14 protein-coding genes are annotated in these 14,680 nt (G+C 60.6%); 7 read left to right on the forward strand and 7 right to left on the reverse strand.

Annotated features, from left to right (window positions below; genetic code table 11):
* Nucleotides 1-60 precede the first annotated feature (60 nt).
* From CKW21_RS04845 to paaZ, 3 genes are read left to right on the forward strand one after another with little or no spacing between them, the layout of a single operon-like run.
* A complete protein-coding gene (locus CKW21_RS04845; RefSeq protein ID WP_095192866.1) occupies nucleotides 61-369 on the forward strand; it encodes a DUF485 domain-containing protein in 309 nt (102 codons plus the stop codon).
* Nucleotides 366-2,012, forward strand: a complete 1,647-nt coding sequence (locus tag CKW21_RS04850; protein ID WP_095192867.1) for a cation acetate symporter — start codon at nucleotides 366-368, stop codon at nucleotides 2,010-2,012. Before CKW21_RS04845 ends, CKW21_RS04850 begins: the two co-directional genes overlap by 4 nt.
* Before the next feature lie 57 nt (nucleotides 2,013-2,069).
* A complete protein-coding gene (paaZ, locus tag CKW21_RS04855; protein ID WP_095192868.1) occupies nucleotides 2,070-4,124 on the forward strand; it encodes a phenylacetic acid degradation bifunctional protein PaaZ in 2,055 nt (684 codons plus the stop codon).
* A 217-nt stretch (nucleotides 4,125-4,341) separates the two neighbouring features.
* On the opposite strand, the gene CKW21_RS04860 is transcribed toward paaZ, so the two are convergent.
* Genes CKW21_RS04860 through CKW21_RS04870 form a run of 3 tightly spaced genes read right to left on the reverse strand, consistent with a single transcriptional unit; the run spans nucleotide 4,342 to nucleotide 7,802 of the window.
* Entirely contained in the window at nucleotides 4,342-5,250 is a 909-nt protein-coding gene (locus CKW21_RS04860; RefSeq protein ID WP_095192869.1) for a helix-turn-helix transcriptional regulator, read from the reverse strand.
* Nucleotides 5,247-6,665, reverse strand: coding sequence for an aminotransferase (locus CKW21_RS04865; protein WP_095192870.1), 1,419 nt, complete (start codon nucleotides 6,663-6,665; stop codon nucleotides 5,247-5,249). The genes CKW21_RS04860 and CKW21_RS04865 overlap by 4 nt, the downstream gene beginning before the upstream one ends.
* A 30-nt stretch (nucleotides 6,666-6,695) precedes the next feature.
* On the reverse strand, nucleotides 6,696-7,802 hold the full coding sequence (locus tag CKW21_RS04870) for a polyamine ABC transporter substrate-binding protein (RefSeq protein ID WP_095192871.1): 1,107 nt from the start codon (nucleotides 7,800-7,802) through the stop codon (nucleotides 6,696-6,698).
* Between the two features lie 217 nt (nucleotides 7,803-8,019).
* Here CKW21_RS04870 and CKW21_RS04875 point away from each other — a divergent pair, with 217 nt between their 5' ends.
* The gene (locus CKW21_RS04875; protein WP_095192872.1) at nucleotides 8,020-8,802 is read left to right on the forward strand and encodes an enoyl-CoA hydratase; all 783 of its coding nucleotides are present in this window, start codon (nucleotides 8,020-8,022) and stop codon (nucleotides 8,800-8,802) included.
* Nucleotides 8,799-9,980 carry an acetyl-CoA C-acyltransferase family protein gene (locus tag CKW21_RS04880; RefSeq protein WP_095192873.1) on the forward strand — a complete coding sequence of 394 codons (1,182 nt, stop codon included), beginning with the start codon at nucleotides 8,799-8,801 and terminating at the stop codon, nucleotides 9,978-9,980. Before CKW21_RS04875 ends, CKW21_RS04880 begins: the two co-directional genes overlap by 4 nt.
* A gap of 207 nt (nucleotides 9,981-10,187) precedes the next feature.
* On the opposite strand, the gene CKW21_RS04885 is transcribed toward CKW21_RS04880, so the two are convergent.
* Nucleotides 10,188-11,081 carry a LysR substrate-binding domain-containing protein gene (locus tag CKW21_RS04885; RefSeq protein ID WP_256590117.1) on the reverse strand — a complete coding sequence of 298 codons (894 nt, stop codon included), beginning with the start codon at nucleotides 11,079-11,081 and terminating at the stop codon, nucleotides 10,188-10,190.
* A 94-nt stretch (nucleotides 11,082-11,175) separates the two neighbouring features.
* On the opposite strand from CKW21_RS04885, the gene CKW21_RS04890 reads away from it, so the two are divergent.
* Both CKW21_RS04890 and CKW21_RS31705 read left to right on the forward strand, forming a co-directional pair.
* Entirely contained in the window at nucleotides 11,176-11,589 is a 414-nt protein-coding gene (locus CKW21_RS04890) for an ester cyclase (protein ID WP_095192874.1), read from the forward strand.
* Nucleotides 11,590-11,638: 49 nt separating this feature from the next.
* A complete protein-coding gene (locus CKW21_RS31705; protein ID WP_256590118.1) occupies nucleotides 11,639-11,767 on the forward strand; it encodes a hypothetical protein in 129 nt (42 codons plus the stop codon).
* A 53-nt stretch (nucleotides 11,768-11,820) separates the two neighbouring features.
* On the opposite strand, the gene CKW21_RS04895 is transcribed toward CKW21_RS31705, so the two are convergent.
* From CKW21_RS04895 to CKW21_RS04905, 3 genes are all read right to left on the reverse strand, one after another.
* Nucleotides 11,821-13,371: a sulfite reductase flavoprotein subunit alpha gene (locus tag CKW21_RS04895; RefSeq protein WP_095192875.1), complete on the reverse strand. Its 1,551-nt coding sequence runs from the start codon at nucleotides 13,369-13,371 to the stop codon at nucleotides 11,821-11,823.
* A 6-nt stretch (nucleotides 13,372-13,377) separates the two neighbouring features.
* Nucleotides 13,378-13,797, reverse strand: coding sequence for a PAS domain S-box protein (locus CKW21_RS04900; RefSeq protein WP_095192876.1), 420 nt, complete (start codon nucleotides 13,795-13,797; stop codon nucleotides 13,378-13,380).
* Between the two features lie 192 nt (nucleotides 13,798-13,989).
* Nucleotides 13,990-14,340: a hypothetical protein gene (locus CKW21_RS04905; RefSeq protein WP_095192877.1), complete on the reverse strand. Its 351-nt coding sequence runs from the start codon at nucleotides 14,338-14,340 to the stop codon at nucleotides 13,990-13,992.
* Nucleotides 14,341-14,680: the final 340 nt, after the last annotated feature.

Genomic DNA, 14,680 nt, shown 5'->3' on the forward strand with positions numbered 1-14,680 from the left:
TAACCGATAACTGCCACCAACTCACTGTTCATCCCACAACAAAAACAAGAGAACACCACCATGAGCCCCCAAGACATAGAACTCATCCGCCAGCACCCCGACTTCATCCAGCTGGTACGCCGCAAGCAGGCGCTGTACTGGTCGCTGTCGCTGATCATGCTGTTGATCTATTTCGGCTTTGTCCTGCTGGTGGCGTTCTCCCCCTCCACCCTCGGCCAGTCCCTGAGCGGCGGCGTGACCACCGTGGGCATGCTGGTGGGCGTGGTGATCGTGGTGCTGGCGTTCGCGCTGACCGGTTTCTATGTCTATCGCGCCAACAACGTGATCGACCCGCTGAATGAAAAACTCAAGCAGGAGTGTGCCCGATGAGCCGTCTTCTCGCGTTGTGCCTGCTGCCACTGGCGGCTGTCGCTGATATCGCTGTGGCAGCCGAGGGGGCCACCCGCCCGCTGAACTGGAACGCCATCGGCATGTTCCTGGTGTTCGTGCTGTTCACTCTTGGTGTGACGCGCTGGGCGGCATTGCGTACCCGCTCGGCCAGCGATTTCTACACCGCTGGCGGCGGCATGACGGGCTTCCAGAACGGCTTGGCGATTGCCGGCGACATGATCTCGGCCGCGTCCTTCCTGGGCATCTCGGCGATGATGTTCCTCAATGGCTACGACGGTCTGCTCTACGCCTTGGGCGTATTGGCCGGCTGGCCGATCATCCTGTTCCTGATCGCCGAACGCCTGCGCAATCTGGGCAAATACACCTTTGCCGACGTGGTCTCTTATCGCCTGGAGCAGACGCCGGTGCGCCTGACCTCGGCCTTCGGCACCCTGACGGTGGCGTTGATGTACCTGGTGGCGCAGATGGTCGGCGCCGGCAAACTGATCGAGTTACTGTTCGGCATCGACTACCTCTACGCCGTGATGCTGGTCGGCGTATTGATGGTGTTCTACGTGACCTTCGGCGGCATGCTCGCCACCACCTGGGTGCAGATCATCAAGGCGGTGATGCTGCTGTTCGGCACCAGCTTCATGGCGTTCATGGTGCTCAAGCATTTCGGGTTCAGCACCGAAGCGATGTTCGCCGGCGCCACTGCCGTGCACGCCAAGGGCAGCGCGATCATGGCCCCGGGTGGCCTGTTGTCCAACCCGATCGACGCGATTTCCCTGGGGCTGGGCATGATGTTCGGCACCGCCGGCCTGCCGCATATCCTGATGCGTTTTTTCACCGTCAGCGATGCCAAGGAAGCGCGTAAAAGCGTGTTCTACGCCACCGGCTTCATCGGCTACTTCTACCTGTTGCTGATCATCGTCGGCTTCGGCGCGATCGTCATGGTCGGCACCGATCCGTCGTACCGCGACGCCACTGGCGCGATCATCGGCGGCGGCAACATGGTCGCCGTGCACCTGGCCCAGGCCGTTGGCGGCAACCTGTTCCTCGGTTTCATTTCGGCGGTGGCCTTCGCCACCATCCTGGCGGTGGTCGCCGGGCTGGCGCTGTCCGGCGCCTCGGCGGTGTCCCACGACCTGTATGCCTGCGTGATGCGCAAGGGGCAGGCCAGTGAACAGCAAGAGATGCGCGTGTCGCGGATCGCCACGCTGTGCATCGGCGTGCTGGCGATCATCCTCGGCCTGTTGTTCGAATCGCAGAACATTGCCTTCCTGTCTGGCCTGGTGCTGGCCATCGCCGCCTCGGTGAATTTCCCCGTGCTGTTCCTTTCGATGTACTGGAAAGGCCTGACCACCCGCGGTGCGGTGCTCGGCAGCCTGATGGGCCTGGTCTCGGCGATTGTCCTGCTGGTGTTGAGCCCGGCGGTGTGGGTCAACGTCATGCACCACGACAAGGCGCTGTTCCCGTATTCCAACCCGGCGCTGTTTTCCATGAGCCTGGCCTTCTTCAGCGCCTGGCTGTTTTCCGTCACCGACCAATCACCCCGTGCTGCCCTTGAACGTGGCCGCTACCTGGCGCAGTTCATCCGTTCCATGACCGGCATCGGCGCCTCGGGCGCCAGCCAGCACTGATCCTTTTGACCGGCGCGGCTGACCCCGCGCCAGACACTGACCAAACCCGGAGTCATCCTGATGTCTGCCCCTACCCTGCAAAGCTTCATCGCCGGCCGCTGGATCGGCCAACAAGGCGCGCAAATCCTGCGCAGCGCCATCGACGGCCATGAAATCGCGCGCACCCATGAGGAGCGCCCGGATTTCGCCGAGGCCATCGAACACGGTCGTCGCCAAGGCGTCAGCGGCCTGATGGCGCTGGACTTCCAACAACGCGCCCAGCGCCTCAAAGCCCTGGCCTTGTACCTGGCCGAACGCAAGGAACAGCTCTACGCGATTTCCCACCACAGTGGCGCGACCCGTGCCGACAGCTGGATCGACATCGAAGGCGGCAACAGCACGCTGTTCACCTACGCCAGCCTCGGCTCCCGCGAGCTGCCGTCGGGCAACGTGGTCCACGAAGGCCCGGCGCTGCAACTGAGCAAAATGGGCACCTTCGCCGGCACCCACATCCTGGTGCCACGCGGCGGCGTCGCGGTGCACATCAACGCCTTCAACTTCCCCATCTGGGGCATGCTGGAAAAATTCGCCCCGAGCTTCCTCGCCGGCATGCCGTGCATCGTCAAACCGGCCAGCGCCACCAGCTACCTGACCGAAGCCGTGGTGCGCCTGATGGACGAATCCGGCCTGCTGCCGGCGGGCAGTCTGCAACTGATCATCGGCGGCACCGGCGACCTGCTCGATCGCCTGCAAGGTCAGGACGTGGTGACCTTCACCGGTTCCGCCGACACCGCCGCCAAGCTGCGGGTCAACCCGAACCTGATTCGCAACTCGGTGCCGTTCACCGCCGAAGCCGACTCACTGAACTGCGCGATCCTCGCCCCGGATGTCACCCCGGATGACGAAGAATTCGAGCTGTTCATCAAGGAAGTCGCCCGGGAGATGACCACCAAGGCCGGGCAGAAATGCACCGCCATCCGCCGCGCCATCGTCCCGGCCAAGCACATCGATGCAGTGGCCACGCGCCTGCGCGATCGTCTGGCCAAGGTCGTGGTCGGCGACCCGTCGGTGGAAGGCGTACGCATGGGTGCGCTGGCGTCCCACGATCAGCAGAAAGACGTGGCCGAGCGCCTGGAAATGCTGTTGCAGAGCAGCGACCTGCTGTTCGGCGCCCGCGATGGTTTCGAGCCGCGCGGCGAGAACGTCGACAAGGGCGCGTTCTTCGCCCCGACCCTGTTGCAGGCCCGCGATCCGCACGCTGAAGGCGGTGCTCACGACATCGAAGCATTCGGTCCGGTCAGCACCTTGATGGCGTACGACGATCTGGACGAAGCCCTGGCGCTGGCCGCTCGCGGCAAGGGCAGCCTGGTCGCCAGTCTGGTGACCAAGGACCCACAGATCGCCGCCAAAGCGATTCCAGTGGCCGCTGCATTGCACGGGCGCTTGCTGGTGCTGGACCGTAACTGCGCCGGTGAATCCACCGGTCACGGCTCACCGCTGCCGCAACTCAAGCACGGCGGTCCGGGTCGTGCCGGCGGCGGTGAAGAGCTTGGCGGCCTGCGCGCAGTAAAGCACTACCTGCAACGCGCGGCGGTACAAGGCTCGCCGACCATGCTCGCGGCAGTTACCGGCGAATACGTACGTGGCGCCAAGGTCATCGAAACCGAAGTGCACCCGTTCCGTCGCTACTTCCAGGACCTGCAGATCGGCGAGTCGCTGCTGACTCACCGCCGCACCGTCACCGAAGCCGACCTGGTGAACTTCGGCTGCCTGTCGGGCGACCACTTCTACATGCACTTCGACGACATCGCGGCCAAGGAATCGCAGTTCGGCAAGCGTATCGCACACGGTTACTTCGTGCTGTCGGCCGCGGCAGGCCTGTTCGTCTCCCCTGGCGTCGGCCCGGTGCTGGCCAACTACGGCCTGGACACCCTGCGCTTCATCAACCCGGTGGGCATCGGCGACACCATCCAGGCCCGCCTGACCTGCAAACGCAAAATCGACCAGGGCAAGAAGAGCCCGCAAGGCATCCCGCAAGGGGTGGTGGCGTGGGACGTGGAAGTCACCAACCAACTCGGTGAACTGGTGGCCAGTTATGACATTTTGACTCTGGTAGTGAAGCGCGAAGACTGATCCTCATCCGGCATTGCTGTCGGATGTTACGGCCTCATCGCGGGCAAGCCCGCTCCCACAGTGACCTCAGTTGTTCACAAATAATGTGCTCAACACACAAATCCTGTGGGAGCGGGCTTGCCCGCGATGGGGCCTTCACATTCAAAGAAGATGTTGAATGTGCCGCCACCATCGCTAGCAGGCTCGCTCCCACAGGGTGATGGGTTGTGTCAGGCCATCAATGCCCGCGCAACCACTCGATAAACAGCGCAAACAACTCCGACTGCGAACCCACTTCCAGCTTCAGGTACAGATTCTTGCGGTGCATGCGCACGGTTTCCGGGGAGATGTTCATCTGGCTGGCGGTGGATTTCACCGAGTGCCCTCGCAGCACCATGTGCGCCACTTCCCGCTCGCGTTCGGTGAGCAGGTCACTGCCGAAATGCTCGAACGCCGATTGCACGCGTAGCTTGAGATCATCACGCAGGCCTTGTTCGTGATTGCACTGGACCTCGCCATTGCGCAGCAGGCCACGCCGGCTGAATTCGCTGACGAACTCACGCACCAGCGGTTCGACGGCGCGCAGCAGGTTCAGTTGATCGACCCGCAGGCATTCACCACCAAAACCTTGATAGAGGCTGACGGAGATCTTGGTGTCGTTGCCCGTATCGACGATGTAGTAGCTGTCTTCCGAACAACCCGCGTTCAGGTAGTAAGCCTTGTAGTAATCACTGTCGAAGAAGTTGTCCGGCGCAATTTCCTCCAGGTGATAGAAGCCTTGCGCCAACCCCTGCTCCACCGCCAGGCAGAACGGGTCGAGCAAGTAGCCGCCGGCAAAATAGCGTTCGAGTATCGAGACCTGATATTCCTGGGCAATCCCGCGCTGATACAGCAGCTGGGGCGCACGGTCTTTGCGTTCCAGGCTGATCATCATCGATTCGATGGACACCAGCTGTGCCAACGCCGACGCCAGGTATTGCAGGGCGTCGGGCTCATCGATATGGGCGAATGCCTCGCGCATGCCCCCATGCCATTTGTGCAATGCCCCGAAGGGCATCGCGACCAGCGTTTCGTCGTTTGGATTGCTCATGACCCGCAGTCTAGCGGGTGAACAGGCCCTTGGTAACAACCTGACCGATGAAGTCATTGGCCGAAATACTGGCCGCTCGCCTCAAGCTCGGCCGCCACGTCCAGAATGCACTGGCGCAGGATGTCGACGATTTCGTCGACCTGTGCATAAGTCAGGATCAGCGGCGGCGACATCACGTTGAGGTGCATGATCGGCCGCACCAGCAAGCCTCTGGCCTGGGCACGCACATGGATTTTCTCACCGATGTTGATCTCATCGGCGAACAACGCCTTGGTGCGTTTGTCGGCGACGAACTCCACGCACGCCATCAGTTTCAGGCAGCGAACATCGCCCACCAGTGGCAGTTCCCGCAGCGTGGCCAGGCGCTGTTCCAGGTAGCCGCCGACGTCGTCGACATGGGCCAGCAGGTGTTCCCGTTCGATGATCTCGATGTTCTTCAACGCCGCCGTGCAGCACACCGGATGACCGCTGTAGGTGAAGCCGTGGGTGAAGCAGCGGCCCTGGCCCGGCTCGGCGATGACCTTCCAGATACGGTCGGAAAAGATGCACGCACCCAGCGGCAAGTACGCAGAGGTCAGGCCCTTGGCGGTGGTGATGATGTCGGGCTGCACGTCGAACACATCTTTTGATGCGAAGAACTTGCCCAGCCGGCCGAACGAAGTGACCACCTCGTCGGCGACGAACAGGATGTCGTAGCGCTGGCAGACTTCCCACATGCGCTTGAGGTAGCCCTTGGGTGGAATGATCACCCCGCCCGAGCCCATCACTGGCTCGGCGAAGAACCCGGCCACATTGTCCGCGCCAATCGACAGGATTTTGTCTTCAAACTCCCTGACCAGGAATTCGAGGAACTGCGCCTCGTCCATGCCATCCGGCGCGCGATACGGATTGGGATTGGACACGTGGTGGATCAGCGGGTTGGCATAATCGAACTCCGGCACACGGTCGGCGGCCTTGTTGCCGATCGACATGGTCAGCGTGGTCGAGCCGTGATAGGCGTTGAAACGGGCGATGACGTGCTTCTTTTCAGGCAGGCCACGGCAGTTCTGGTAGTACTGGATCAGCCTGTACGCGGTGTCCACGGCGGTCGAGCCGCCTGTGGTCAGGAACACATGGTCAAGGTCGCCAGGGGCCAGGCTAGCGAGTTTTTCGCACAAATGGATGGCGACGTTGTTCGACATGTCGGAAAACGGATTCGAATAAGCCAGTTGCCGTACCTGATCGGCGATGGCCAGGGCCATTTCCTCACGACCCAAACCAATGTTGGTGCACCACATGCCGCCGACAGCATCGAGGAAGCGATTGCCCTCAGTGTCATAAATGTACGCGCCGTCACCGGCCACAATGTTCAGCGAACCCTGCTCACTGTGTTCATCGAACACGTGATAACCATGCATGTGATGGGCCTTGTCGGCCTTGACCAGTGCGGACTCTTCGGCTTTCGAGAACACTTTCTTGATTGGGGTAACCATACAAAAACCTCAAACTGAACAATTGAACGATCAAATCCCGCTCTTCACCGTGCTCCAGACCCGCGTGATGGCGCGCATGTCTTTCGCGTCCTGGGTTTTCTGCGGGAACAGCCGTTGACGAATGTCTGCATCGGGATAAATCGCCGGGTTATCGCGCACGCTGGCATTGAGCAGAGGCGTTGCGGCTGCGTTGCTGTTGGCGTAGTTGATGTAATCGCTTACATCGGCCATCACCTGGGGCTGCATCAGGTACTCGAGAAATTTGTGGGCATTGGCCACGTGGGGCGCGTCGGCCGGGATGTACAGGTTGTCGAACCAGATCAGCGAGCCTTCCTTGGGAATGAAATAGGCCAGGTTGATCTGTTTCTTCGCCTCTTCGGCACGGGCCATGGCGGTGGCGTAATCGCCGGACCAGGTCATGGCCAGGCACACATCACCGTTGGGCAGGCTGGTCAGGTAATTGACCGAATCGAATTTGCGAATGTACGGCCGGACTGACAACAGCAATTCCTGGGCAGCCTTGAGGTCCGCCGGCGCGGCACTGCGCGGGTCGCGGCCGAGGTACTTCAGGGCCATGGGAATGACTTCGGTAGGCGCATCGAGCAGGGTGACACCGCAGTCGGCAAACTTCGAAACGATCTTCGGATCGAAAATCATCGCCAGCGAACCGATCGGCGCGTCCGGCATGCGTTCCTTGATCTTGTCGACGTTGTAGGTGACCCCGTTGCTGCCCCAGGTGTAGGGCGCCGAGTACGCAACTCCGGGGTCAAAGCCCTGCAAGTCCTGCAAGACTTTCGGGTCCAGATTGCTCCAGCCCGGCAGCAGCTTTTTATCCAGCGGCTGGAACACCTTGGCCTGGATCAGCGGTGGTGCGAGGGAGGCATTCAACACAATCAGGTCGTAACCGGAGTGGCCGGTCAACAGCTTGGCCTGCACGGTTTCATAGGCATCGAAGGTGTCGTAGATGACTTTGATCCCGGTGTCCCTCTCGAAATTCGCAAGGGTTTTTTCACCGATGTAATCCGCCCAGTTGTACAGCCTGAGCGTTTTGCCGTCGCTCACCTCGGCGGCGTGAGCGTGCAGGGTCAGCGGAACAACAAACAGACTGGAAATCACCTTAAGCAGTGTCTTGCCCATAGCAAATGCACCTTATCAAGCGAGTTCGGCTCTGGATGAGCGGATGAACCTACTATTGGGCGATTCAACCGGCGGCACCATACCCCGAATGGGTGTGTACGCCGGTTTGAGCCACCACATGGCAAAAAACATCAGTCCGGTTGACCCGTTTTGTCATAGCTGAGGGGTTTGCCTGCCGCTTAAAGTGGCCGCCGAATCGACTTAGCAGGCGCCAGCCATGACCGACCTGATCAAGCAAGAACACCACGATGGCGTGCTGACGCTGACCATCGACCGCCCCGACAAGCTCAACGCGCTGACCAACGCCATGTACACACGGCTGGCCGACCTGCTGTTCGCCGCCGACGAGGACGAGGCGGTCCGCGTGGTGATCCTGACCGGTGGCCCGAATTGCTTTACCAGCGGCAACGACCTGGTGGACTTTCTGCAAGAGCCGCCGACTCACCTGGACAGCCCGGCCTTCCGCCTGATGCGCGCCGTGACCCATCTGCAAAAACCGCTGATCGCAGCGGTGTGTGGTGCGGCCATCGGTATCGGCACGACTTTGCTGCTGCATTGCGATCAGGTGCTGGTGACCCGCAACGCCAAGCTGCGCATGCCGTTCGTCAACCTGGGCCTGTGCCCGGAGTTCGGCGCCAGCCTGCTGTTGCCGCGCCTGCTCGGCCAGGCCCGCGCGGCGCGTCTGCTGTTGCTGGGTGAAAGCCTCAATGGCGACGACGCAGTGGCCTGGGGCCTGGCCAACCAAGCATTCGACGACGCAGCCCAATGCCTGGAAGCGGCGAACGAGATCGCCCGGCGCTTGCTGGCATTGCCCCGGGAATCCTTGCGCCAATCCCGGCAACTGATGAAACAGGCCGGCATGGCCGAACTGCAAGCCACCCTGCGCGAAGAAAACTCGCTGTTCATTCAGCGCCTGAACACCGACGAGGCGAAAACAGCCTTGAACGCCCTGCTCAATCGCAGTACAGATAAGAATCCACCGAAAGGAAACCAGCCATGAACACTCCCGAAATCTACGTCGTCAGCGCCGCCCGTACCGCCATCGGCACGTTTGGCGGTTCGCTCAAGGATGTGCCCCTGGCCGACCTGGCAACCACGGCCGTCAAGGCTGCCCTGGAACGTGCCGCCGTGGACCCGGCCCTCGTCGGTCATCTGGTGATGGGCAACGTGATCCCCACTGAATGCCGCGACGCCTACATCTCCCGCGTTGCCGCGATGAACGCCGGCATCCCGAAGGAAACTCCGGCCTACAACGTCAACCGCCTGTGCGGTTCCGGCCTGCAAGCCATCATCAGTGCGGCGCAGACGCTGTTGCTGGGCGATGCCGAGATCGCCATCGGTGCCGGTGCCGAATCCATGAGCCGCGGCCCGTACCTGCTGCCATCCGCCCGCTGGGGCTCGCGTATGGGCAATGTCCAGGCCGTCGACTACATGCTCGGCATCCTGCATGACCCATTCCAGAACTTTCACATGGGCATCACCGCCGAGAACGTTGCCGCGCGCAATGGCATCACCCGCGAAATGCAGGACGCCCTGGCCTTCGAAGACCAGAAACGCGCGGCCCATGCCATCGCCAATGGCTACTTCGCCGAGCAGATCGCCACGGTCGAAATCCAGGATCGCAAAGGCACCAAGCTGTTCAATGTCGATGAGCACCCGCGCGCCACCTCCCTGGAACAGCTGGCGCAAATGAAGCCGGCGTTCAAGAAGGACGGCTCGGTCACTGCCGGCAACGCCTCCGGTCTCAACGACGGAGCGGCGGCCCTGGTCATGGCGACCGGTGCGGCGGTTCAGGTCAACAACCTGCGCCCGTTGGCCCGCCTGGTCAGTTATGCCCATGCCGGTCTCGAACCGGAACTGATGGGCCTGGGGCCGGTTCCGGCCACGCGCATTGCACTCAAGCGTGCCGGCCTGACCGTCGCCGACATGGACGTGATCGAAGCCAACATCGCCTTCGCCGCGCAGGCTTGTGCGGTCAGTCAGGAACTCGACCTCGATCCGGCCAAGGTCAACCCGAACGGCTCGGGCATCGCCCTGGGTCACCCGGTGGGCGCGACCGGCGCGATCATTGCCACCAAGGCTATCCACGAACTGCATCGCACCGGCGGGCGCTATGCGCTGGTGACCATGTGCATTGGTGGTGGCCAGGGGATTGCGGCGATTTTCGAGCGGACTTGATAGCTCAGTAGCCAAGGCAAAAGCGAGGCGGCCTGACAGCCGACCTGGCTTTTGCGGATGCCCCAAAATCCCCTGTGGGAGCGAGCCTGCTCGCGAATGCGGTGTGTCATTCAGCATAAATGTTGACTGACCTGACCCCTTCGCGAGCAGGCTCGCTCCCACAGTTGGATTTTTGCAAACAGAGGGATTGGAGCCAATCCAAGCCCCTCAAGTAAGCCCCGCCCCCTCGATCAGTCCCTCAGTCAACAACGCCACCAACGGCTGCACCAGATGCTGCGTCCGCGGCTCATCACCAATCACCGCCACTTCCGTGGATGGCAACGTCGGCAGCTTCTGCGACGGCTCGATAATCCGCATGCCTTCCTGCAAAAACGACGTGCCAAGGGCCGTCACCCCAAGCCCGGCAGCCACCGCTGCCTGAACCCCGCCAAGGTTGCTCGCCAGGCACGCCGACGACCACTCCCTCTGCACCGAAGCCAGCGCCTCGACCATGATCGCGCGGTAACCGCAGGGTGGTCGCATCAACACCAGGCGCAAGGGGCGCGCCGCATCGATCTGGTAATCCTTGGCCGCCATCCATACCAAGGGCTCCCGCCAGATCACCCGTCCCCGTTGCGCGCTCCCGCTCATCTTGCGCTTGGCGATGACCACATCCAGAAGCCCGGCTTCATGATCGGCCAGCAGGTCATTGCTCAGACCGGTGGTCAGCTCCAGTTCCAGGTCGGGATACAGCTTGTTGAAGCGCGACAGGAGCATGGGCAATTGCGTCGGCACCAGGTTTTCGGAGATACCCAGGCGCAGGGTGTTGACCGTCACCGGTGTCTTGATCCCGCGCATGAATTCATCAAAGTGCAGCAGCATTTTTCGTGCGCCGACCAGCACCCGCTCGCCATCCGCCGTCAATGTCAGGGTGCGACTGGTGCGTTCGAACACCCGCATGCCAAGAATTTCCTCCAGGCGGATGATCTTCTGGCTCACCGCCGATTGTGAACGGGCAATCACCTCGGCTGCAGCGGTGAAACTGCCGGTCTCCGCCACCGCGATAAACGCGCGGAGCAAATCGATTTCAAGATCGCCGGACTGCATGATGTATTCGCTCATCAACTGAATGCCATAAATATTATGCGTTCGACTTCTAGATAGCAAAACTCGAACATCCTCTACACCCGCGTTTTTCAGTGAGAGGAACACCACCATGTCAACCAACCATGCCGTTGAAATCGTCGAGCGCTTCTGGCGCGAAGTCTGGCAAGCCCGCGATCCGCAAGCCGCTGCCAGGTTCGTCGCCGAAGACTTCGTTATTACCTCGGGAGGTGTCGAAATCACAGGCCGTGAACAGTTCATCGAATGGATCGGCGTCTTCCTGTCGAAGATCGAAGACTTCCGGTTCGGCGCCATCGAAACCTTTCAGAACGCCGAAGGTAGCCGCGTCGCTTCACGCTGGAAGCTTTGCGGCAAGAACAAAGGGTTTGTCGGTGGACGCGCCTGCCTCACGCCTTTTGAAATGCTTGGCACGGCCGTCTGGGAAGTGCGACCCGACGGGCTGCTGCAGCACAACTGGGTTGAACGCAATTCCCTGGAAGTGCACCGCGACCTGATCGGCCTGTGAATGCCCCCTCGTGTTTAATAACTCGCCCTTTTACGCGTCAGAATTTTTCATGCACCGGATGGTCGTCATCGTGTTGCTCCTGCATGTCCTGACCCCGGCCCATGGCTCAAGGCCGCCGGAAATCGTCATGGACATCCGCAGCTGCCTGCTGCCATCGACGTTGTTGCGGGCACCCTAAAAAAAGACGGGCAGACGAGTTGCGGCTCGTCCGCCCGCCAAAACGGGAAAGCTTCAATAGAGTTCTTTGTGCACGCGATTGCTGGCAGACAGATCAGCGACGAAGACCTGCGCGTCCTCCTCACCGAGCTGGCCAAAGGTCATGGCAATGTTCAGCAATGCCTGCTCGATGGCTCGTTCCAGATTGCTTTTGTTGCCACACAGGTACAGATGCGCGCCCTGGCCGAGCAATGCCCACAGGTAGGCGCCGTGTTCGAGCATGGCGTCCTGCACGTAGTAGCGCGTGTCGGTGTCCCGGGAGAACGCCGTGATCACCTCGTCCAGCACGCCCTTGTTTTGCCAGTTTTCCAGGCGTGACTGGTAGAGGAAGTCCGATGCCCGGCGGCGGTCGCCGAAGATCAGGCAGGTTTGCACGGGGCTGTTTTGTTGCTCGATCTGCTCCAGCAGGGCAATCAACGGTGCGATGCCGGTTCCGGTGCCTATCAGTACGACCGGATGCTCGACCTGCCGTGGCAGGTGAAAGCGCGGGTTGCTGCGGGCAAATACCCGGACCTCGGGGTGCAGCCCGGCAAGATGCCCGGTCGCGGTGCCGCTGCGCGAGCGGCCGGCCATTTCATAGGCGATTTCGCGAATGCACAGGTCGACGTAACCGGGGTTGTCGTGGGAGGCAATGGAATACGCTCGCGGCAGACAGTCGGGCAACCATTCGATCAAATCTTCCAGGCTCAAGTGCGCAGGCTCGCAAAAATCACCCAGCACGTCGAGTACATCCCTGCCGTACAGATAGGTCTCCAGTTCCTTGCGGTTGCTGACCTTCAACAGGGTTTTCAAGGTGTCGTGCCCGCTGACCCGGGCGATGTCGCGCAACAACGATTTGCCCAGTTGTCGCAGCTCCTTGCTCGCCAACAGCGTGCGAGCATCCTCGCGATCGAACCATTCACCTATCTGCGCCAGCAGTTGCGGATCGTTTTGCGCCAGGACATAGAGGTTGTCGCCAGCACGGTACTTGATGCCGCTGCCTTCGATGTCGAGGCGAATCTGCCAGGCATGAGGCGCCGTGGCGTTAAGCCGGGTGCGCGAGATCACCCGCGCGGACCACGCCGCGTTTTCACCGTAGGCGGTGACTTGCAGGTTCAATGTGCTGCCGGCGCGCCGATCGCCCTTGAGTACCGCTTCCAGGGTGGCGCACCAGGCATCGAAAAAGCCATCGAAGTCGGTGTCCGCGTCCACCCGATTGATCCAGGGTTTCGCCTGTTTTTGCAGCAGTGTGGCGTCCAGGCTTTTGGTAAAGCCGCAGAACGTCGGGTAAGCCGTGTCGCCCAGGCCGAAGATCGCATAGGGCTGGTCGGTCAGCTTTTCATGTGCGATCAGTTGATCCAGGAAGCGATCGGCATTGCCCGGCGGTTCGCCGTCGCCGAAGGAACTGCAAACAATGATCAACAGATCCCGCGGGGTCAGTGTGTCGAGCTTCAGGGAATTGAGATCCTGCACGGCCAATTCATACGGCTGCACACAGGGCAGACGCAACAAGCGCTGCGTCAGCCCGTGAGCATTGCCGGACTCAGAGCCATAACCGATCACGATGCGTTCGATTAACTCTGGCATGGCTGTTTACCTGTCGTAGTGTTCGTCGAATTGCTCCTTGGAAAACTCCAGTGCTTCGAAGTCACTCATCAGGTCATTGATCACACGGCGGATGCTGATGTATTCGACGATATTGCCCTGCTCGTCGAACAGCGGTTGCACGGTGGTGTCGACCACGTACAGGCCGCCGCCCTTGCCGACGTTGGGAATCACGCCGGTCCAGATCTCGCCTTTTTTGATGGTGTCCCACATCTGCTTGTACGTGCTCTTAGGCACGGAAGGATGACGAACCACACTGTGGGGTTGGCCCAGCAATTCCTCCTTGTTGTAACCGGTGAGCTTGCAGAACAGATCGTTGACGTAAGTGATGTTGCCTTGCAGGTCCGTGGTGGAAATCACCATGACGTTTTCCAGTGCGCTCAAGACTTTGGCGTTGATGGCTTGCATTGTGTTGCCCCTCGATTGATTGAAAGTTTTTTCAGCGAATTCAAATCTGGCCAACGCACGGCTCGGGCATTTATTTTTTAATCGTTATAAATCAGTCAATTAACTGATGGCGGTGCTGAGAAAAAAGAGGACCCGACCCATGAGCGGATCCTAAAAAGGAGTTCGTGGTTTACTTCAAAAGCAGCGACAGCTTCAGCTGTCCTGAGGCGCCAGGCGCGGACCTTTGCGAGTCACTTGCTGACCGGGCTCGAAGCGGGCATTGGGCGAACGCACGGTGCTGATTTCGCCCTGGGCGTCCTTCACCTCGTAAGCGGTTTCCGTGAGGCCGGCGGCTTCCTGTACCGAGCTGCCGGCAAAGAACCCGGCGCCAGCGCCGACCAATGCGCCTATCGGCCCGCCGACGGCGCCGAGCATCATGCCGGTCAGGGCACCGTAGCCTTTGCCGGCGGTGGTATCCGGCACTTCGCGGACGACTTGATCGGCCATGCACAGGGGGGAAAACAACAGGCAGAGCGTGAAGCTGAAGGGGATGGAACGGGACATGGCGAATTCCTGCTTCGGTTGCGTTGCCTGAAATACTTCACGAAGCGTGCCAATTTTTTAGTCGTTTATTTTCAGCCACTTATAACAATATGCAGTCTTAATGACCAATACAAAAAATTGTCATAAAGACATCTATAGAGTCATTATGACTGCAACAGTCAAGATCAAAAGATCGCAGCCTTCGGCAGCTCCTACAGGTGTACGCCGCCTGTGTAGATACCGTCTTGTCCCTCATCGGGCAAGCGCAAAATTCGGGTCAAATGGCTGGCCCGATTTAAGAACGGCGTAGACAAAATGTAGGAGCTTGCGCATTGCTGCACAGATGATCTGTTTGGGGGCC

This window comes from Pseudomonas sp. Irchel 3A7 (assembly GCF_900187565.1).
In the GTDB taxonomy this organism is placed as follows: domain Bacteria; phylum Pseudomonadota; class Gammaproteobacteria; order Pseudomonadales; family Pseudomonadaceae; genus Aquipseudomonas.

What these genes read in the sequence shown, in the direction of transcription:
- CKW21_RS04845 (WP_095192866.1), top strand. Translation starts at nt 61, where the DNA reads ATGAGCCCCCAAGACATAGAACTCATCCGCCAGCACCCCGACTTCATC.
- CKW21_RS04850 (WP_095192867.1), top strand. Translation starts at nt 366, where the DNA reads ATGAGCCGTCTTCTCGCGTTGTGCCTGCTGCCACTGGCGGCTGTCGCT.
- CKW21_RS04860 (WP_095192869.1), bottom strand. Translation starts at nt 5,250, where the DNA reads ATGACTTCATCGGTCAGGTTGTTACCAAGGGCCTGTTCACCCGCTAGA.
- CKW21_RS04865 (WP_095192870.1), bottom strand. Translation starts at nt 6,665, where the DNA reads ATGGTTACCCCAATCAAGAAAGTGTTCTCGAAAGCCGAAGAGTCCGCA.
- CKW21_RS04870 (WP_095192871.1), bottom strand. Translation starts at nt 7,802, where the DNA reads ATGGGCAAGACACTGCTTAAGGTGATTTCCAGTCTGTTTGTTGTTCCG.
- CKW21_RS04875 (WP_095192872.1), top strand. Translation starts at nt 8,020, where the DNA reads ATGACCGACCTGATCAAGCAAGAACACCACGATGGCGTGCTGACGCTG.
- CKW21_RS04880 (WP_095192873.1), top strand. Translation starts at nt 8,799, where the DNA reads ATGAACACTCCCGAAATCTACGTCGTCAGCGCCGCCCGTACCGCCATC.
- CKW21_RS04885 (WP_256590117.1), bottom strand. Translation starts at nt 11,081, where the DNA reads ATGAGCGAATACATCATGCAGTCCGGCGATCTTGAAATCGATTTGCTC.
- CKW21_RS04890 (WP_095192874.1), top strand. Translation starts at nt 11,176, where the DNA reads ATGTCAACCAACCATGCCGTTGAAATCGTCGAGCGCTTCTGGCGCGAA.
- CKW21_RS31705 (WP_256590118.1), top strand. Translation starts at nt 11,639, where the DNA reads ATGCACCGGATGGTCGTCATCGTGTTGCTCCTGCATGTCCTGACCCCG.
- CKW21_RS04895 (WP_095192875.1), bottom strand. Translation starts at nt 13,371, where the DNA reads ATGCCAGAGTTAATCGAACGCATCGTGATCGGTTATGGCTCTGAGTCC.
- CKW21_RS04900 (WP_095192876.1), bottom strand. Translation starts at nt 13,797, where the DNA reads ATGCAAGCCATCAACGCCAAAGTCTTGAGCGCACTGGAAAACGTCATG.
- CKW21_RS04905 (WP_095192877.1), bottom strand. Translation starts at nt 14,340, where the DNA reads ATGTCCCGTTCCATCCCCTTCAGCTTCACGCTCTGCCTGTTGTTTTCC.